The organism is Anabaena sp. 54 (assembly GCF_017355725.1).
Lineage (GTDB): Bacteria > Cyanobacteriota > Cyanobacteriia > Cyanobacteriales > Nostocaceae > Dolichospermum > Dolichospermum heterosporum.
Genome location: NZ_JAAVWA010000002.1, coordinates 304319 through 323897, shown reverse-complemented (window position 1 = coordinate 323897; position 19579 = coordinate 304319). Strand labels below are relative to the sequence as shown.

Below are 19579 nucleotides of genomic sequence, written 5' to 3'. Positions count from 1 at the left end.
ATCATTTATGGACACAATTAATAAAAGAAGTCGGGGATCTGGGTATGAACGAGTGCTATTGAATACTTACCTTTTATTTATTTAGCCAATTGTCATGTTTATTTTCAATTATGTTGGTTCTTCCGTACCTGTTATGCCAAATATGTTTAATCGGAAGAATATGGCATCAATCTGAAGGGTACGACCATCTCGTGGATCTGTAAAACCTTTTTGAATTGCCCAGAGACTAAAACCTTGTGAATTAAGTCGTTCTATCATTTCTAACCATAATCGCTGTCCTTCATAAAGAGGTACAAGGGATAGTTCACATAGTACACCTTGGGCATTGGCGAGTGTTTCCTGAGCACCATCTAAAACCTGCCATTCAAAGCCCTGTGTATCTATTTTGATAAAGTAATTCTCTTTACCACTAAGATAATTGGACGCAATAGAATCCAAACGAGCGATCGCTACTTTATCAGTACTGATATATGCAGAGTTTACCGCAGCCGTTGCATGAGCTTCTAACATAGGTAAAACTGAAGAGGATACCGAATTACCTGCGACGTTAATCTCGATTTCTCCGTCAAAATCTCCAATAGCAATTTTGGGGTGAACTTGCCACGAGGAGACGCGAGCAGCCTCTTGGTTTAGTTTTTTGTGGGCATCTGAGAGCGGTTCAAAGCTGACGATCCGGCCTGTATAGCCTATAGAGCGTAACTCAGTGGCGAATTGTCCTGTATTAGCACCAATATCAAATACTAAATCTACACTAAATTTCTCCAGACCCTGACGGAGTTGGAAAAATGGATTTTGACTGGGCGAAAGGCGATGTAGATCAAGTCCTATTGCCCGTATTGATGACTTAACGGTTCTTTTTAAGATTTCTAGCATACTAGTTGTTTAATAGAACGTAATTATAAACATTTGGATATCCATGAGGTAGCGCGTTGTCAAACCATTTATCAAATTATTCTTACCCTCAACGAGTAGTCCTAAGGATATCAGCAGAGAGATCCTCGTGGTTATTGAATAACCTCATACTTATTTCTTTATCATTGATTTGAGTAAAAATTTTAAGTAGGCTAATCTGGAAACGCCAAACCAATTTTTTGAAATAAACTCATCTGCCTCGTAAATAATTTCCACTTGATTTGGATGTTTGAGAGGCCAATTCATTTGTTTTTCTATGAGCTTGGCTAAAATAGGATGGTCACCTGTAGTATGAGTTGCATCATTCCCATAACCTATATTTTTCACAAGATTTATCAATGGAATTATGGTCAGTCCATGTTCGCGCCAACATGTGTAAATCCATTGATAATCCCAAGTATCAAGCTCACCGGAATATACTATATCAAAATTTCTATTCCAACGCCAGCGAAATATTTCTTTGCCAACACCTATACTATAAAGCCATCTAGTTTTTCTAAGGCTTGGCCAATCTAACATACTAGGATCATATAAGTTCCAAGCCCTTCGCCAGGTTGCCCATCCCCACATTAAAGCAAATCTTGAGAAAAAATAACTAAAGTCTAGTGAGAAATTTCCTTGAATATTAGTTCCTGCAATAGACATAACCCGAGTATCGTCACGATAGCGAACTAACATATCCTCACAAAATTGGAAAAAAGTTAGATCTGGTAAACAATCATCTTCTAAAATAATTGCTTCTTCAACTTGCTCAAAAACCCAACTTATTCCGCTTGATACTCTTTGACGGCATCCTAAATTATGATCAGCATAATTGGTGAGAACCTGACAATCCCAATCTACTTGTTTAATAATATCCTTGGCTCTTTGACATTTTTCGGCTTCTTCTGGGAATCTAGCACCATCAGCAACTACGAATAATTGCTTAGGTTGTGCTTGACGGATAGCATCAAATACAATTTGCGTTAAATCTGGGCGATTGAAAATAATAAAGGCTATTGGTGTTGATAGTGACATATAAGTAATCTAAATTTGCTCTTATTAACAATACCTATGCCAATTTCCCAAATATAGGTCTGAAACCCAATAAACTCGTTACAATATCAATAGGATTTCAAGGTTTTGGCAAAGGTATTGATTAAGATTTAAAATCTTTGTTTGGATTTTAAAATCAGAATAGTACACTGAGGCGTAAGGGAATGAAACATTTTCAAACCTTGTAATCAATCAAATTTTCGGAGCTTTAACTGCCCACGCAATAAGTCTTTCAATGATTTTGAACCAGGTTTTCCATGAAAATAACCCAAGAACCATAATTCTTTTAAACTTGGCAAGTATGCGACTGTAAATCAGCGAATCATTAATAGTTTTACCGTTATGCGATAATGTCATTACAAATATGCTCTCTTGTTGAAAATGTGTGAATTCAATTCCATAAGTGGCCATATAAAAACCATATTTAATTGCATTTTTTTTCCTCTCCTCCTTGACCAACAAAGATAAATCGAATTGTCTGTCTTTGATTATATTGACCAATTCATTGTGAGAGCTTATTGTGGAACATACTTCTAAATCTTCATAGAAAGAAGCACCAACTAGGAATGAATGTTTATAATAAAATGCAGATTCAACTCCCATTGTTGAACCAAATGTAATAATACAATCTGCAATATCCATTAATTCATAAGAATTAATAGTGTCTTCAGCACTTATAATATGAAAGTTTGCATAGCGTCCTTTAAGTTTCGTCAGAGCTTTTGTTTGACTGTTACTTATATTTTTTAGGTTGGGATGCACCCTAAGATAAATATCTATATTTTGATCATTTTTTAGAGATTGAGCCAACCTAAAGAGTTCCTCACTTTGGCTTTTATAAATATGATTTTCCCATCCTGTAATAGCTGCAAATTCGTCTTCTGACGAATTATAAATAACTATATTAGTTTTACTTTTATCTATGAAATTAGGTGCTTTATTCTGATCACTAGTGAAAGAAGACCAGCCTTGATCTTTCCCCATTCTTCTGTCAATAAACCATTGTGAACCTATCCCAAATTTTTCTGCTTCTGGAAGGCTAGAGTTAGTCCATACTGATTCAATTTCTGCTTTATTCCATTCTAGATCATGAGGATATGTATTAGCTGTTAATGAATACTTGCCTGCTACTCCTGCTCTTTCATGAATGTCAAAGCTTGTTGACATCTGTTGCGCTGCTCTCATTGCCGCTCTTAAAGATGCAAGTCTACCATTAAAAATATACATTTTGTCAGGTTTAATTGCTTGAATGTGATTTTTCACAGATAAATATACAATTAATGCTGATTCAATATTTCTTTTAACATAATCTTTGTAATTATTTGGATTGGGATATGGTTCTCTTAAATAGCTAATAAGTGATGATGCTACTGATAGACCTATATCAAAATTTTCTAAAGTTAATAATTTCAGTGTACGAAGATTTTTAAAATATTTAGGAAAATTTTTAATTGTTTGTCTGTCACTGTTGGAAAGATTTACAAAATTTAAAAATTTAACTTTGTTTGATATCTCAAGCAATTGAAATCCTTTATTTCTTCTTTGTATACAACTTTGGCAGGTTGACAGATTATGGTTACTGTTTGGCTCGCATGAAGATAAGTCACCATCACAAGTTAAAAAAGTTACTTCATCTCCTTGGTCAATATGCTGCTTGATAATTTCTAAGTCATTTTCAAAATGAAAAGGCCAAATAGCGTAAGGACTAAAAAAGAGAATTTTTTTGTTCATAGCATTAAAGAGTTAATCGAGTAAAAATCTGGTGATACAGCAGTTTGCGTAGTTAAAGGACGCACTATAGGGAGTATTAAAAAGGTAAAGGAAGGAATAATCACTTCCCCTTTTAATTCTAAGGCACGAATGACCAACTCTAGGGCGATGTGCCTTGAATACCCGGTAAGTAATTGGACAAAAATATTTACAGTCATTGAGAGGGAAGGGAAGCAATCACAACCCTGGCGATTGCTTCATTTCACTTCATTTCACTTCGTTCCATATGGCTAACGCCACGCAACGCTTACGCAATGACATTGTGTAATTAATTCTGTCTCACTACTTATCATTGCTAAGTAACCATCATCATTGCTTTCGATAACCATAAAAGCTCTGGTTTCATCCTGTTCATCCTTTAATCCTGGGCATCCTGATTCTGACAATTTACCTAACTAGCAACTTACATTATCACATTAACAATTCCCACTTTACTGGTGTTCCCGCTTGAACATCTGCTTTGATTTTTTTCCCTAATAAAAGATTGTAGTATTTGGGGGGTAAACCTTGTCCGGGACGAATAGCTCTTAAATTGTCTGGAGTTAGTATATCACCTGATTGCATATTTTGGGCTATGTAAAGACTGCGCCTAAATATTAAAGATTTCTGTTCGGCTGCGGTTACTCCATAGCTAATTTTACCCATAGCTTGCCATGCTCTTTCTGTTTCTATAACTAATTGTTTCATTTCTTGCGGTTCCATGGAAAAAGCCGCATCTACACCACCATCAGCGCGGTTAAGTGTGAAATGTTTTTCGATGACTGTAGCACCTAATGCTACACTGGCAACAGCTACACCAATTCCCAGGGTATGATCGGATAAGCCAACCTGGATATCATCGAATAAATCTCTGAGGTGGGGAATGGTGAGTAAGTTTGTGTCTTTGGGTGTTGATGGGTAACTGCTGGTACATTTAAGTAAAATTAGGTTTTGACAACCTGCTTGTTTGGCGGTGGTTATTGTTTCATCTAATTCGGCGATCGCTGCCATCCCGGTGGAAATGATGATAGGCTTTCCTGTACTGGCAACTTTGCGAATTAGTGGTAAATCGGTGTTTTCAAAGGAGGCTATTTTGTAAAAGGGAACATCTAGGGATTCTAGGAAATCTACTGCGGTAAAGTCAAAGGGTGTGCTAAACCCGATGATACCTAATTCCCGACAGCGATCAAATATTGGTTTATGCCATTCCCAAGGGGTATATGCTTGTTGATAAAGTTCAAATAAGGATTTACCATACCACAAGCTTTTAGGATCGTTAATTACAAACTCTCCATCATGTCTATCTAGCGTCATTGTATTTGGCTTGGCTGTTTGAATTTTTAAAGCGCAAACGCCTGTTTCATATGCAGCTTCCACAATTTCCAAGGCTCTTTCTAAGGATTGGTTATGATTCCCTGACATTTCGGCAATGATAAATGGGGGATGATTGTTACCAATTTTTCTATCTTGAATCTCTATCGTTTTCATTATCACCCTGCTATCTGAGATAAGTTACTGATATATTAGTTTACATCGGACTACAAGATTTAAATTACTCCCCTTAGTCCGTTCTTTTTTCTTTTTAAATTGAAATTGCTGATAATTTTACCTAGTTTAGAGGCATAAATTCCTTCCTAACATGAAAGCTTCAGCAGCTTCAACCCCTACAGTAGATCCCCGCCATCTGGCTAAATATTCAACGGATTCTATGGAACGAGGGTGGGGATAGGGACACATTTCTAAGCTATAAGCTTCTAGTGCTTTGAGTTTCAGAGTTAGTGTTTCTGAAATGTCTACAAACCAGTTAGGTGCAAAGCTTGGTGCAGATCCTGGTGGTCGCCATTCGGTGCTAGATGGTACTTCAAAGAAAAGCAAGGTCTTGATTGAACTACCAGGTTTTGGTCTGCAAGCTGTAATCACAGCTTCATGAACGCGGCGGTGATCAATATTGACATCCCCATTATGGTGAGTGTAGACAATTTGCGGATGTATGTGGGTTACAGCGTCTTCTATTACCTTGACTATATCTAACAGTTCGCAGCCATCCATTCGGTTATCAGGGAAGTCTTTAAGGGAAACTGATGTAGATCCTAGTATTTCACTTGCTTGTTTAGCTGCACTTGCAAGAGCAGAAAGTTCCCGTTGAAAATGACTTCTATCTCGCTTTTCATCCCGACTGGTTGCTCCTTCTGCCAGAATGAGGATATGAACATTGTCACCTTGCTGTGCGTGTTTTGCGATCGCACCACCGCACCCCAATACCTCATCATCAGGATGAGCAGCAACAACTAATACGGTTGTCTGCTGTTTATCAAAATTTTCTCTAGAAAACATCATTATCTCCTAGTTCAAAGCAAAATTGATCTGGTGAATTCAGTGAAATAGGTAAGTTTGTATATAAAATAAATTCATTAGACATTAATGGAACAAATCCTCTCTCTTTTAAATAAGACGATTCGGAACTACCATTAAACTGCCAAATGTCTACCGTTCCTCCAAGTTTGATAGCAAGTCTGAAATCATTGGTTTCGAGTATTTGTTTCCTACCTTCATATACTTTCCAAATAACATATTTTTGATTTTCAAATACACTTTGAAAATATGAGTAATAAGGACGTGAGTATCTCCATTTAATAAAGTCTAGTCCTTTTACAACACTGAAATATTTGTTTTCCTCCTTCGGGAAATACTGAAAATAAGAATTTGTAATGTATTCAGGTGATATATCACTGGTAACACCTTGTAAAAGCTCAATATTTCCATAAGTCTTCCAGCCGATACGTTTATGCCCTTTTACTGCCTTAGAATTAGGAACACCTACCACAATGGGGAAGTTACTGTCTTTTAAAGCATACTCACCTAACGACTGAAATAATCCCTTTCCCTGAAAATTTTTCACTACACCAACATTATTACAAAGTGCAGCATTGTAAATATTATTACCAAGTCTAATATTAATTGGCAATAAACCATATATTCCAATTGGAATATCAATATCGAATGCTGCATACCACTTGTTAGATCCTGTTGGACAAGATGATAACCAGTTTAGCAAGTTATCGTCAAAATCTCTGTTAAAAATTTGTTTGAATAAATAAAGAATGTCTTCATTTGATCTTAGTTTATCAAACTTAATTCTTTGAGTATCATATAATACTGGATAATTCATTTGCATTATAGAAAAGTAGAATTTATAAAAAACCATTGGCTGGGATATTTAACGATTGTCTTGTCAAAAACTTGACGATTCCAAGACTTACTACCAGCTACAACATAATTATTAATCACATTATTTATTCCTAAATACGATTTTAGCTATATCATTTTTATTCTGTAACCAATCTTCTTGAAATAAGGCTAAACAAATAACATCTTGATATTCAGCATTCTTATAGATGTGTTTTTTAAAACATCCTTCTTCTTGGAAGGAGAGTCTTTTATGGAGTTTTAAAGATTTATTATTAAAACTTAAAACTTCACTACAAACTTTTCTAAAATCAACAAGTTCAAAAATATATTCCATACTAATAAAACCTAAAGCACCTCCACCACCTAAAGGAGTTGTAGTTTCCCCCAAATAAAATCCCCAGTAACACTTATTATTATTTTTATCTATATTTGTAAAGTAAACCAACCCAATAGGATGATTTTGAAATTCACAGATTAAATAGTCAACGGTTGGCTCATCTTTTATTTTTTTAAACCAAGTTTGATGTTCTTCAAGACTGATAATATGATCTGTATACATATTAGCTCTGACTCTCTCTGAATTACGCCAACTTAATACCATTTCCAAATCAGATTCTTGTAAAGGTCTTAGTTGATAGTCTTCACGTTTAGCCATATTAAATAATCCCTTTGATTATATTTCCTGATTTAACACTTCTGCCCAAATCATCTAAGAGGTGAACGCAGATAAACGCAGATGAACGCGGATAATTTTTGTCAGAATCAGGATATCCAGGATTTGAGGATGTACAGGATGTAATTGCTCATTTGTTTGTTGGTGGTTAATGTTGTAATTGTCTTAATCAGAATAAACAAAATAATCCCCAAATTTCCACCAACAATTATTAAATAACATCCTGTAAATCCTTTAATCCTGGTTATCCTGATTCTGACAAAAAAACTCTAGATGTACAGGATGTAATTGCTCATTTGTTTGTTGGTTAATGTTGTAATTGTCTTAATCAGAATTTTTCAACCACCCTCTAGCGTAATGATTGTGAATTCAATTGAGTTGTTCCATGTATATAGCAACCATATTTGATTTGCGGACCGTGAGGGTTTCAGATCCCCGACTTCTCGAAGAAGTCGGGGATCTCTGTATCGTTAAGGCAGATACTTATAAATTAACTTAATTCAGTATATTTTTGTAGCCAGTCATCCAAATCGTCAATACCCTGAAAATCCAACAGCGCTTCTCCTAAAGCCTCCAACTGTGATACAGGAAAACTCTTGATTTGTGAACATTGGCTCTCTGGTAATTCCCCCAGTCGTCGTCTTAATTGACGAATAACTAAATTAGCCTCACCTTCCTGAAGACCCTTTTGGCGACCTTCCTGAAGACCTTCCTGAAGACCCTTTTGGCGACCTTCCTGAAGACCTTCCTGAAGACCTTCCTGAAGACCCTTTTGGCGACCTTCCTGAAGACCTTCGACAATAATCTCTTGGTAAAAACGGGATTGGGTAATATCCACAGTCTCTAACTCTAGCATATTCATAATGACTTCCTTGGTTAACTCAGGGAACTTATTAGCCAGTATAGTCTCGATTAAACTCAATCGCCTTTGAAACTCGCCTGTTGTGTCGGCTTCCTGCAATAGCTTTCTACCAATTACGGCACTTTTGTCTTTTTCTGTCACCAACAACTGTAAGAGCATCAAATTCGGGGTTAGTTCTTGCTGGTCCCGCAGATCACTCAAATATAGCTGAGTTACCCGTCTTTCCAATAATTCTGTGTAGGGAACTTCCCAGCCTAATCCTTGACTGCGATCGCGTAAAATCAACAGTCCCCGCCAGTCTTGTTTAACTGTATATTGATTAATATAGACAAACAATTGGGAAAAATACCGTCCATAGAATCCTGCGTCGGACTGCATTTGTGCCTCAGCAAACACCATCGGTATCATCGGGTTATTTGATACTGGCGTAAAGACTCCATCCAGTCGAAACTCTTTCTCCTTAACAACAGGAGCATTATAAATGAACTCCCAGTTTTCTTCAATTCCTGGCATCAACTCTGCCAGCATCCCTGGTTGCGACAAAAATAATTCGTAAAACCATTTATCGGTTTTCATAGTAATTATATTTAACACGACTTAATTATTTGATGCTCTGGGTGGGGGTAAAGCAAGAACATATATGTTTTGCGATCGCTAGTTTGACTCACTAAGCTAACATACTGACCATCGCTGAGACAACGCGCTTTGCACCATTGCCATCTACTAACTGCTGTCCTTTTTTACTCATGGTTTCCCGATGGCGGCGATCACTAATTAAGTCTTGTATTGCTAAACTCAAACCCTCAATAGTTACATTCTGATGCCAACCCAGATTAATAATTACACCTTGTCGATCTAATTTTGCCGTAATGTCTTTTTGATTATCTGCTACTGTGATTACAAGACTAGGCAAGCCCATAAATGCTAATTCCCAATTAGTTGAGCCACCTGCGGCGATCGCTATGTCTGCCCAAGCCATCAACTCAGGCATATTAGTGACATTTTGTTGTAAAGTAATTAATATTCTGGATTTTGCAACTTCAGTCTGTAATTTCTCATGGTGCGGGTTGCTACCACCGACAACAACAATAACTTCTAAATTATCACTGTTTACTAGTTGTAAAGCTTGAATGACTTTAAGTGTGACATTATCAGGATCGCTACCACCTAGAGTAACTAAGATTCGCAAGAATGAACCAGGAGGCGATTTCCGTAGTTGATATCTAGCATGATCGCGCCATGACCAAAATTCACGCCGCAACAAAGTGTATTCACACCCTAACAGAAATTGGGTTTTTGGGTTGATGCGGGGATAGAGACTGGCATCAGCATCAATATTTTGATTTAATATGAAGTCAGCACAATAACTATCAGCGTGTCCATAATCGTCTATTACCAATAATTGTAATCCAGCCGCTTTAATTGTTTGTTGATAACTAGCATCAAAGTGATAACCATCGAGAACTAACCAAGGGCTGTGATAATTTTGACAACAGGTAATGGTCTCCAGTGCATCTGCCAAAGATCCGGGTAATGGTGCGATTTCCAGCCTATTTATGCCCTCAGTTGCCAGTCTTTGGGCGAGGGTGACGGGGAAATCTTTGTGGGTACAGAAGTACACTTGTCCACCATCAGTTTGCCAAGCCTGGGCAAGTGCTAAACACCGCATGACATGACCCGTACCCATTTGGGTAGATGCGTCAGCACGGATAATTAGCGTCTGACTTTTTTTCATCGCACTTTAAATAAAGGTTCTAAAGGTTGACAACGCAAATAAGATTCTAATTCTTTGTTATCTACCAATGCACCAACTAGCGGTAACACTTCTTCATACACAGCTAATAGACTATGAACATCAGTTTCAGCGTGACCGTAGCTGAGATTATGAGTGCCTAAAGTAAGAATGCCACGAGCAAACATTTCTTGCAAGAACAGGGTTTTAATCTGCCACTGACTGTAGGGAGCAATATCTTTTATCAACAGAAAAGACCAAGTAGGATGACCACTGAGGCTGAAAATGTGTCCGATGTCATAACGATCAATTAACGCTTGTACATCGGTAAGTATCGCTTCTCCTCTTGCAGTCATAGTTTGAATTACAGGTTCTCGCTGAAGTTTATTAATTGTTGCTAAAGCAGCAGATAGAGACAGGGTTTCACCACCAAAAGTAAAGGAGAAAAATATATCCTCAACTACTCGCATAATCTCAGCCTTACCCGTGAGGGCAGAAACTGGATAACCATTGGCTAAACCTTTTCCAAAAGTTGCTAGATCTGGAGTAATGCCAAAATATTCCTGAGACCCACCAATGGCATAACGGAACCCTGTAATCGTTTCATCGAAAACTAAGAGAGAACCATTTTGATGAGTCAGTTCTTTAACTTTGCCTAAAAAATCATCTTTTGGAAAGAAGACATTCATCGGTTCTAAAATTACCGCCGCAATTTCCCCAGGATACTCCTGAAATAGTTGGTGCAGGGATTCAATATCGTTATAGAGAAATTTGTGAGTCAGAGCCTTAGTTGCGGCGGGTATACCCAAATCCCTAGCTGTTGAACCAATATACCAGTCGTGCCAACCATGATAGCCACACACTGCAACTCTATCACGTCTTGTATAAGCTCTTGCTACTCGAATTGCTCCTGATGTAGCATCAGAACCATTTTTGCCAAAACGTACCATTTCGGCGCAAGGAACGACTTCAACAATCTTTTCGGCTACGAGTACCTCAATGGGATGGGGGAGAGAAAAAATAGTTCCTTGCTGAAGTTGAGCTTGCACCGCTTTAGTAACATCGGGATCGTTATAGCCTAATGTCACTGCTGCTAAACTGTTAATAAAATCAATATATTCATTCCCATCTACATCCCAAGCATGACTGCCTTGAGCGCGTTCGATGAAATAAGGAGACACACCAAAAGGATACTGGGTTTTGCTTTTACTAAAGGTTTGCGTACCCAAGGGAATAGTTTTGAGGGCGCGCTGTAACAAATGTTCCGACTTTTGATAGCGATCGCACATAATTGAGTCCATGGTTAATTAGTTAGTTTGGACTAGAAACTCTTGGTCAGCAAGGAGCGATTTTGTGAAACCTTCGTTGCGCTCATACTTACTGTTATGGGTTTGCCATTCGGGATGTTGATAGAGCCAATCTAAAATATCCCTCATATTAAAACTTGGATTTTGTGGATAGAGATTCGTGTATATTTGTCTAACTAATTCAAAGTCTGCTGGTTCATCTACTGTCCAGCGGAGATATGATAAATCTTGATCATGTTGATAATTGCCTAATTTAAAGCGATCTGGTTGCTGGTTAATAAAAGGTGTCACGTGTTCTCGATGAGATGGTAATGTGGCTTCTTTTTCAGCTATTTCTAAGCATTGAAAGCGACATATTTCTACATCTAAACCATCTGGATACGTGGGGATTAAACAATTGCTGGAATAATCATAGTTTCCATCAACATGAAATTGGATCACTTGATCAATTAATTCTGGATCGCACAGAGGACAATCACCTGTTAGTCTTACTAAATAGGTTGGAGAATATGGTTTTGCTGCTTGATAAACTCGTTCTAAGACATCATCTAAAGAGCCACGAAAAGAGACAACTTCAATTTCTTGACACAATTTACTAATTTGCTCATCTTCTGGAGAAGTACTCGTCGCTACAACTAATTGATCGATTAATTGTGACCTCTTAATCCGCTCAATCTGTAATGCCAGCATTGGCTGATCTAAAATCGGCTTGAGGACTTTTCCTGGAAGACGAGAGGAGGATAATCTTGCCTGGAGAACAGCAATAATCATTATGTTTATCTGGTGAAATTATGGTTCTTTTTCTAAGATTCGTTCGTGGTAATAGTTATTCAAGCTTTTATGTAGAACACTACAGATCCACCTGCTATCAGAATCACAGGACAAAATACTTAAATCTTGTTTGTGATTGTGGTTGCCAGTGAACCTAGTGATTTCTTTATATATACCAAGTTGTTCAAATATACTAGGATAATCTTGTTTATAAGTAAATACACTTGATTCTGGCAAGTGATGATAATGTCTGCGCTGGGGAAAATCGGGATAAAAATCACCAATAATTAATATTCCTCCATCCCGAACGCAACGATCAATTTCAGCGATAGATTTAACCAAGGACGAGCGGTCTACCCAGTGTAAGACGAAATAGATAATTACAACATCATACTCTTCATCAAGTGGGATATTAGACAACAAACCCTGAGAAAGTTTGATGTGTGGATATTTTTTTTGTCCGTCTTGAATCGCTGCTAAACTGGCATCAATGCCAGTCAATTCAATGTTAGGAAGGGTTTCTCCCAGATCGTTCAGCCTCCATCCGTTGCTACAACCTAATTCAGCAATTTTCTTAATTCCACTCTTGTCTTTAAGCAAATTTATTATGTAAGTCGGAAAATCAAATTCTGCTTTTTTTCCCAAATCTTTGGTATTACGATAGAACCAATTATCTCCCTCACCTCTAAAAAAAATATTATCTTGTTTCATACCATTTTTCTCCATAATGACGGGTTAATTAACGAAGTATCTTCAATAACAAATTCTCGTAAACACTTAGAATCAAATATCCTATCTGTCGCTGTAACTATTTCGACCAATTGATCTAAATTGTTTACCCCAATCAAGATAGTATCTACTTCTAAAAGTTGATCTACAAAACCAATTGCTGCTTGCAAAGGTGATATCCCCAATTTTTCATTAACTTCACGGTATCGCCGTAAATAGGGTATAAATCCTGATAAATAAGGTGGTAATTCTTCCTCTGACATTAATAAAATGCCCTGTAAAAATACTGAACGTACATGAATTTCTATTCCTTGGTTTTTGAGCGATCGCAAGCAGCCATTTCTGAGTAACCTTTGATCAAAAACATTTAGAGGAATCTGAATTAGATCGAGGGAATATTTCTTAAATAACTTATCTATTTCTTCCTGACCATAAATTGATACACCAATTTTTTTTACTAAACCTTGCGCCTTGAGTGATTCTAACTCCAACATCAAGCGATCGCCACCATCATTTAATAAGTCATCAGGATGATGGACTAGCAATCCATAAACTGATGTTTGCTTTAATTGTTCGAGCGATCGCCTAAATGTATCCAAAACGGATTGGACATCATCGGCAGTAATTTGAGATTTAGTTATTTTACTAGTTTTGGTAACAATCCGAAACTGGTGAGAGGGACTTAAATGTTCTCCCAATACAGCTTCACTAGTACCATAAGCGGGTGCAGTATCAAGATAACGAATACCATGACCAGCAGCAAATTCTAAAATTTTCCTAACTTCATCAGCACTCGTTTGTCCTAACTTGTTAGAAATTCCGTAATCTGTGCCAAATTGTACCGTTCCTAAACCCAACTTCATTAGGCAATCTCCCCTAACGTCTTAATAAGATAATTTTGATTGTCTCTATTTTTCGGTATTAGGGTGTTGGCCAGAAATCTGGATTGATAATATCATCTAGTTCAAAAGGACAAGTTTCAGGGAAATTTTCATCGGGTAAATCAGTTTCTGCGATCGCTAAATCTCTAGCTTCAGACCAACTTTCTACTAAGGCTTCATTGAGACGGGACTTTAACCCAGGATTACGACGCAGCAACTTGTCAATTGATGTTCGCTGTACGCGAATTGTCGCTCGCCAACTGTTAGAACGTCGCCAGTGTTGCACTTGCCATTTGAGCAGATGCGCCACTAATTGCATCAACCTTGACTCTAACTGATCGTAATGACGATTACCCAAATCTGTTAGCTCCTCGATCAGATGAGATAAATCTAACTGCTCAAATTTCTCCTGACGCAGTAAATCTGATTGTTGATGCGCCCAGCTATAAAAGTCAGATTCATACAATGTGTCACTCATGTTGACTCTCCATCAGGTCAAGATGTCTGTTGATAAGTAGTGAGACAGAATTAATTACACAATGTCATTGCGTAAGCGTTGCGTGGCGTTAGCCATATGGAACGAAGTGAAATGAAGCAATTCCGAGGGTTGTGATTGCTTCCCTTCGCTCGCAATGACTGTAAATATTTTTGTCCAATTACTTATTATTATCTTCCTATTTTGACACTCTCAGGTCTAAAGACACTGAGATTCTTTAATCAATGAGCCAACTTACAATTGCTGGATTACTCCAACAAAAACAGAGGTCGATTCTCCTAAAGCGTTAATGACCGTATCCCTACCGTACTCGATTTTTGCATTTCATTTTTCACCAAATTTAGCTTTCCTAAACTGCAATACCGTTAGGTATGACTACGCACTCAACCAAATAAGTTAAGTTTTTACGTCGTTTAGTTATACTTAAATTCTAAGGTCGTCGAGATCATATCACATCTGCTGTTACAAGTCAATGAATCAGGCGAATAAATTCGCCCGTGTCGCTTATATCTCAGGTCTAAAGACACTGAGCTTTACGCTTACCGGGTAATCTTGTAAAATCTCCCCTAACGTCTTAATAACATAATTTTGATTGTCTTCAGTCAAATCATAATAAAGCGGCAAACTAATCGCCTCCTGATAATAAGATTCAGACTCAGGAAAATCACCCTGCTTAAATCCCAATTGCTGATAATAGGGCTGGGTGTGAACAGGAATATAATGTACATTGACTCCAATTCCTGCGGTTCTGAGTGCCTCAAATACTTCTCGATGGGAGCGATTGATGGAATGGCGTTGTAACCGAATTACGTATAAATGCCAACTGGAATAGGTATCAGGATGTTGATAGGGCCTAGTCACAGGTAAATCTTGCAAGCCAATATTATATCTTGCTACCAACTCATGACGACCCTTGACGAAGGTATCCAACCTTTCCATCTGACTTGCACCCAAAGCGGCTTGTAAATCAGTCATCCGGTAATGATAACCCAACTCCAACTGCTGATAGTACCAAGGTCCTGGGGAATCTCCCTGAATAAAGCGAGGATCGCGGGTAATACCATGACTCCGCAGCCGGATCAACTGTTCATAGAGGTCTTGACGATTGGTTAAAATCATGCCTCCTTCGGCAGTGGTAATGATTTTAACTGGGTGGAAACTAAATACAGTCAAATCGGAAAACTGACAACAACCAATGGGGCGATCGCCATAACGTCCACCTATACCATGGGCTGCGTCTTCAATCACCTGAAAGCCATACTTTTGTGACAACTCAGCGATCGCTTTCATGTCGCAGGATTGCCCAGCAAAATGGACTGGAACGACAACTTGAGGTAATTTCCCCCGTTCTGCTGCTAGGGCTAATTTGTCAGCTAGGGCGGGAATACTGAGATTATAGGTTTGAGGATCAATATCCACAAAATCCACTTCCGCACCACAGTACAAACCACAGTTAGCAGAAGCTACAAAGGTATTAGGTACAGTCCACAGTCTATCACCAGAACTTAGTCCCGCAGCTAAACAGGCAATATGTAACCCCGCTGTAGCACTAGCCACCGCCACTGCATATTTTACCCCACAGTATTCAGCTACTAAGTTTTCAAATCGAGCGATCGCTGGTCCTTGGGTTAACCAGTCTGACTGTAAAACGCTGACTACTGCATCAATATCTTGCTGATTAATATTTTGCCGTCCGTAGGGAATATAGTTCATAAAACTGAAAACTTAAAAAGGTGTTAAAAATCAACCCTAGAAACTAAATGGTTTTGAGTTCGGACTCATACTTAATTTATACCTCATGAATTTCTCAAAAAAGAGGAAACATTACCTGAGTTTTTGTAAATTTCCCTAGCTGGCGCGACTAAGGAGTAGTATTGACGTTTTGTGCTATTCATAAGTGATTTTACTGTTACTAAAAGTAGTGAATAGTATTGCTTTATTTCTCTCTTGATTGCAGCGCCCAATAGTGGGCATATTTCCCATCTAGTTCCAATAACTCCTGGTGATTGCCCTGTTCCACCACTTGTCCTTTTTCTAGGACTATAATTTGGTCGGCACGGACAATAGTAGAAAGACGGTGGGCAATAACTAACACGGTGCGATCGCGCTCAAACTGATTTAATGCTTCCTGTACCAAGCGCTCTGACTGACTATCTAAAGCACTGGTAGCCTCATCTAAAATCAATATCTCCGGCTGCATTAATATTGCCCGTGCCAGTGCCACCCGTTGTCTTTGTCCACCCGAAAGCCGATAACCTCGCTCCCCTACTACCGTATCATAACCCTGGGGGAGAGAGGAGATAAACCCATCAGCTTGAGCTAAATGAGCAGCATCTCGCACTTCATCTGCCGTTGCTTGGGGCAATCCGTAGCGGATATTTTCTAAGATACTCTGGTTAAAAATAAAGGTGTCCTGACTAACCACTCCCAGCCCCTTGCGCCAGCTTTCTAAGCTATAGGATTGTAAAGCCAATCCGTCTACTAAGACTTGCCCTGATGTGGGTTCATATAGGCCAATCAGCAAATCTGCGATGGAGGACTTACCAGCCCCAGACTCCCCCACTAAGGCTGTGACTGAATTTCTTGGTAATTTAAATGACACATTGACCAGAGATGGGGTGGTAGTTCCATCATAGTGGAGGGATACTTCAGTAAAGCTGATAGCGGATTTAAGTCCGGTGAATTCTGTGCCGCCCGAACGAGTAAACTCTTTATCTTTTGTATATAAAATTTCATCTATGCGTAACATCCGTCCTGAGTATTCCGCCAACTGCTGCATTGTTCCAGCTATTCCCTGCATCTGCATGGACAGACGATTTAGTGCCAAAATAAAGGTAGCTAGAGATGGCAACACTGCCGACTGCTCTCGCCGCAGGAGCAGTGAACCGGCTGTTAATAAAACAGCAACCACTAAAATCGTTAAGCTATTATTCAGGGGGCTGGTAATGGACATTAACCGCACTTGGCGCTGTAAAAAGCCTAGAACTTCTTGCTGTAGGGATCTTACTCGTTCAATTGTCTGGGCTTGACGACCAAAGGTATGCACCACTCGCAGGGCTTGGATATTTTCCACCATGTCTTTAGAAACATCTACCTGGGCATGGGAAAGTTTAACTGAAGTGGCACGAATGCGGGGCAGTAACCAGCGTTGAACAAACATCAAAACTATAAACAATAACACTGCAACTGCGGACAGAGGCACGGAAATTGCTAGGACTGTGACTGAGTAGGCTAGGACTAAAAACACTCCAGTCAGCAGCAGATTCCAATTTCTCATTTGTAGGTCAATTGTGCTACCTCCTTCACTAACATGGGTACTTAAGTCTCCCACTTTATAGCGACTAGCACAGGGAAAGCTGAGACTAATAATCCGGGCAAAGATTGTTTCTGTCATCTGGGCTTGAATCCGGGCTGTCAAATCTCCAGTAGCTACTTTACTCACATAGTCCATGAGGCTGCGTGTTAATTGCAACCCTACTGCTAAGGCAATGAGGACTAAAAAAATTGTTTGGCTGTCCCCAGTCCATTTTTGAGCTAACCAGGGAAATGTGGACGCTATTTGGTTGGGTAAGTGAGGGAGTTTATGAGACTCTAGAACCCCTAGCGCTAAAAAAATTACCCCCAAGGTGGCGGTTTCTAAAGAAGCAGCTAGTAGGTTACTGGTAAAGGACAAAAGTAGTAACTTTTTGTTCCGGTTTATTGTTAACCCAATTTGCTGATAGGACGGGGTACTGAAGATTTTAAATGGGGTTAACCATTTTGTTTGAGTTTTTCTCAGGAGATTGATAAATGCCACAATAAACCACAATAAAATTAAATTTTTTAAACAAGCCCGGTGTTGATAAGTAATTGGACAAAAATATTTACAGTCATTGCGAGGGAAGGGAAGCAATCACAACCCTTGGAATTGCCTCATTTCACTTCGTTCCATATGGCTAACGCCACGCAACGCTTACGCAATGATATTGTGTAATTAATTTTGTTTCACTACTTAGCTAATAAAATTAAATTTTTTAAACAAGCCCGGTGTTGATAAGTAATTGGACAAAAATATTTACAGTCATTGCGAGGGAAGGGAAGCAATCACAACCCTTGGAATTGCTTCATTTCACTTCGTTCCATATGGCTAACGCCACGCAACGCTTACGCACTGGTATTGTGTAATTAATTCTGTCTCACTACTTAATATTACTCAAACCCGAAAATTTGGATCTACATGAGTTTGAATTAACTCCCGAATCTCTTCTACGGTCAGAAACTGACTGTTTTCACCGGAATTATAATTAAATCCTGGTTTTACTGGGGTGGCGTTCATGCGATCGCAATATGATTCCACGTTATAACTGTTAGTTATGGGCAAAATTGCATAATACTTACCCAAATCTACCGTTGTCAAGGAATCAGCACTGGTAATCATTTCTTCATGGACTTTCTCCCCAGGACGGATACCAACAATCCGATGTTCACAATTTGGGGCAATAGCCTTGGCTACATCAGTAATTCGGTAGGAAGGAATCTTTGGCACAAATATCTCCCCTCCCACACCATTCTCAATCGTCCACAGCACCATTTCCACTCCCTCTTGCAGCATGATATTAAACCGTGTCATGTTTGGATCAGTAATTGGAATCACCCCTTCATGGCGCTTGTTGAGGAAAAAAGGAATTACTGAACCACGAGAACCCATAACGTTGCCATATCGCACCGCACTTAAACTCAGTTCTCGTTTACCCTTAATATTATTTGCTGCAATAAATAATTTATCTGAACATAGTTTAGTTGCCCCGTACAAATTAATTGGCGCTGCTGCTTTATCGGTAGACAAAGCCACCACTCGCTTGACATCAGTATCCAAGCAAGCCTGAATTACATTCTCTGCACCAAGGACATTTGTATGAATAAATTCCATGGGGTTGTATTCCGCTGCTGGAACTTGCTTCAATGCGGCTGCATGAACGACAATATCAATTCCTTCTAAAGCCCTTCTTAGGCGATTTTGATCCCGGACATCACCCAAAAAATAGCGCAGCCCTGGAAAGTCTTGATCTCGAAATTCTTGAGCCATTTCAAACTGCTTGAGTTCATCCCGACTAAAAATAACCAAACGAGGGATATTGGGATAACGTTCTAGGATATTTCTGACAAATGCTTTGCCAAAAGACCCTGTTCCACCCGTAATTAAAATTGTTTTATTTTCTAGCATAAAATTTTAATGATCTATCTCAACTAAATTTTTTAAATTC

17 protein-coding genes are annotated in these 19579 nt (G+C 38.7%); all 17 read right to left on the bottom strand.

Going from position 1 to position 19579, the window contains the following annotated elements:
- Nucleotides 1–108: 108 nt before the first annotated feature.
- The gene (locus HEQ36_RS03990; protein ID WP_168635105.1) at nt 109–873 is read right to left on the bottom strand and encodes an FkbM family methyltransferase; all 765 of its coding nucleotides are present in this window, start codon (nt 871–873) and stop codon (nt 109–111) included.
- A 150-nt stretch (nt 874–1023) separates the two neighbouring features.
- Nucleotides 1024–1929, bottom strand: a complete 906-nt coding sequence (locus HEQ36_RS03985; protein WP_168635106.1) for a glycosyltransferase family 2 protein — start codon at nt 1927–1929, stop codon at nt 1024–1026.
- 210 nt (nt 1930–2139) lie between these two features.
- A complete protein-coding gene (locus tag HEQ36_RS03980) occupies nt 2140–3678 on the bottom strand; it encodes a hypothetical protein (RefSeq protein ID WP_168635107.1) in 1539 nt (512 codons plus the stop codon).
- A gap of 450 nt (nt 3679–4128) precedes the next feature.
- The gene (gene pseI / locus HEQ36_RS03975) at nt 4129–5184 is read right to left on the bottom strand and encodes a pseudaminic acid synthase (protein WP_168635108.1); all 1056 of its coding nucleotides are present in this window, start codon (nt 5182–5184) and stop codon (nt 4129–4131) included.
- 126 nt (nt 5185–5310) lie between these two features.
- Nucleotides 5311–6030, bottom strand: a complete 720-nt coding sequence (locus HEQ36_RS03970) for a PIG-L deacetylase family protein (protein WP_168635512.1) — start codon at nt 6028–6030, stop codon at nt 5311–5313.
- Nucleotides 6020–6865, bottom strand: coding sequence for a GNAT family N-acetyltransferase (locus HEQ36_RS03965; protein ID WP_168635109.1), 846 nt, complete (start codon nt 6863–6865; stop codon nt 6020–6022). Before HEQ36_RS03965 ends, HEQ36_RS03970 begins: the two co-directional genes overlap by 11 nt.
- Before the next feature lie 120 nt (nt 6866–6985).
- A complete protein-coding gene (gene pseH, locus HEQ36_RS03960; RefSeq protein WP_168635110.1) occupies nt 6986–7540 on the bottom strand; it encodes a UDP-4-amino-4,6-dideoxy-N-acetyl-beta-L-altrosamine N-acetyltransferase in 555 nt (184 codons plus the stop codon).
- Nucleotides 7541–8048: 508 nt separating this feature from the next.
- Complete coding sequence (locus tag HEQ36_RS03955; protein ID WP_168635111.1) at nt 8049–8996, bottom strand: DUF2887 domain-containing protein; 948 nt, start codon at nt 8994–8996, stop codon at nt 8049–8051.
- A 91-nt stretch (nt 8997–9087) separates the two neighbouring features.
- On the bottom strand, nt 9088–10155 hold the full coding sequence (gene pseG / locus HEQ36_RS03950) for a UDP-2,4-diacetamido-2,4,6-trideoxy-beta-L-altropyranose hydrolase (protein WP_168635112.1): 1068 nt from the start codon (nt 10153–10155) through the stop codon (nt 9088–9090).
- Nucleotides 10152–11453 (bottom strand): aminotransferase class III-fold pyridoxal phosphate-dependent enzyme, encoded by a 1302-nt coding sequence (locus HEQ36_RS03945; RefSeq protein WP_205748402.1) that lies wholly within the window; start codon nt 11451–11453, stop codon nt 10152–10154. Before HEQ36_RS03945 ends, pseG begins: the two co-directional genes overlap by 4 nt.
- A 6-nt stretch (nt 11454–11459) precedes the next feature.
- Entirely contained in the window at nt 11460–12230 is a 771-nt protein-coding gene (locus HEQ36_RS03940) for a glycosyltransferase family protein (RefSeq protein ID WP_168635113.1), read from the bottom strand.
- Nucleotides 12231–12248: 18 nt separating this feature from the next.
- Complete coding sequence (locus tag HEQ36_RS03935; RefSeq protein ID WP_168635114.1) at nt 12249–12941, bottom strand: class I SAM-dependent methyltransferase; 693 nt, start codon at nt 12939–12941, stop codon at nt 12249–12251.
- Entirely contained in the window at nt 12938–13822 is an 885-nt protein-coding gene (locus HEQ36_RS03930; protein WP_168635115.1) for an aldo/keto reductase, read from the bottom strand. The genes HEQ36_RS03935 and HEQ36_RS03930 overlap by 4 nt, the downstream gene beginning before the upstream one ends.
- 58 nt (nt 13823–13880) lie before the next feature.
- Nucleotides 13881–14318, bottom strand: coding sequence for a DUF29 domain-containing protein (locus HEQ36_RS03925; RefSeq protein ID WP_168635116.1), 438 nt, complete (start codon nt 14316–14318; stop codon nt 13881–13883).
- A 522-nt stretch (nt 14319–14840) separates the two neighbouring features.
- Entirely contained in the window at nt 14841–16049 is a 1209-nt protein-coding gene (pseC, locus tag HEQ36_RS03920; protein ID WP_168635117.1) for a UDP-4-amino-4,6-dideoxy-N-acetyl-beta-L-altrosamine transaminase, read from the bottom strand.
- Nucleotides 16050–16272: 223 nt separating this feature from the next.
- The gene (locus HEQ36_RS03915) at nt 16273–18132 is read right to left on the bottom strand and encodes an ABC transporter ATP-binding protein (RefSeq protein ID WP_168635118.1); all 1860 of its coding nucleotides are present in this window, start codon (nt 18130–18132) and stop codon (nt 16273–16275) included.
- Nucleotides 18133–18528: 396 nt separating this feature from the next.
- On the bottom strand, nt 18529–19539 hold the full coding sequence (gene pseB, locus HEQ36_RS03910) for a UDP-N-acetylglucosamine 4,6-dehydratase (inverting) (protein WP_168635119.1): 1011 nt from the start codon (nt 19537–19539) through the stop codon (nt 18529–18531).
- Between the last annotated feature and the right edge of the window lie 40 nt (nt 19540–19579).

Excerpts from the sequence above, each read along its gene's own strand:
- HEQ36_RS03930 (WP_168635115.1), bottom strand. The coding sequence starts at position 13,822 with ATGAAGTTGGGTTTAGGAACGGTACAATTTGGCACAGATTACGGAATT.
- HEQ36_RS03980 (WP_168635107.1), bottom strand. The coding sequence starts at position 3,678 with ATGAACAAAAAAATTCTCTTTTTTAGTCCTTACGCTATTTGGCCTTTT.
- HEQ36_RS03970 (WP_168635512.1), bottom strand. The coding sequence starts at position 6,030 with ATGTTTTCTAGAGAAAATTTTGATAAACAGCAGACAACCGTATTAGTT.
- HEQ36_RS03935 (WP_168635114.1), bottom strand. The coding sequence starts at position 12,941 with ATGAAACAAGATAATATTTTTTTTAGAGGTGAGGGAGATAATTGGTTC.
- pseG (WP_168635112.1), bottom strand. The coding sequence starts at position 10,155 with ATGAAAAAAAGTCAGACGCTAATTATCCGTGCTGACGCATCTACCCAA.
- HEQ36_RS03965 (WP_168635109.1), bottom strand. The coding sequence starts at position 6,865 with ATGAATTATCCAGTATTATATGATACTCAAAGAATTAAGTTTGATAAA.
- HEQ36_RS03925 (WP_168635116.1), bottom strand. The coding sequence starts at position 14,318 with ATGAGTGACACATTGTATGAATCTGACTTTTATAGCTGGGCGCATCAA.
- HEQ36_RS03940 (WP_168635113.1), bottom strand. The coding sequence starts at position 12,230 with ATGATTATTGCTGTTCTCCAGGCAAGATTATCCTCCTCTCGTCTTCCA.
- pseB (WP_168635119.1), bottom strand. The coding sequence starts at position 19,539 with ATGCTAGAAAATAAAACAATTTTAATTACGGGTGGAACAGGGTCTTTT.
- pseI (WP_168635108.1), bottom strand. The coding sequence starts at position 5,184 with ATGAAAACGATAGAGATTCAAGATAGAAAAATTGGTAACAATCATCCC.
- HEQ36_RS03985 (WP_168635106.1), bottom strand. The coding sequence starts at position 1,929 with ATGTCACTATCAACACCAATAGCCTTTATTATTTTCAATCGCCCAGAT.
- HEQ36_RS03945 (WP_205748402.1), bottom strand. The coding sequence starts at position 11,453 with ATGGACTCAATTATGTGCGATCGCTATCAAAAGTCGGAACATTTGTTA.
- pseC (WP_168635117.1), bottom strand. The coding sequence starts at position 16,049 with ATGAACTATATTCCCTACGGACGGCAAAATATTAATCAGCAAGATATT.
- pseH (WP_168635110.1), bottom strand. The coding sequence starts at position 7,540 with ATGGCTAAACGTGAAGACTATCAACTAAGACCTTTACAAGAATCTGAT.
- HEQ36_RS03990 (WP_168635105.1), bottom strand. The coding sequence starts at position 873 with ATGCTAGAAATCTTAAAAAGAACCGTTAAGTCATCAATACGGGCAATA.
- HEQ36_RS03955 (WP_168635111.1), bottom strand. The coding sequence starts at position 8,996 with ATGAAAACCGATAAATGGTTTTACGAATTATTTTTGTCGCAACCAGGG.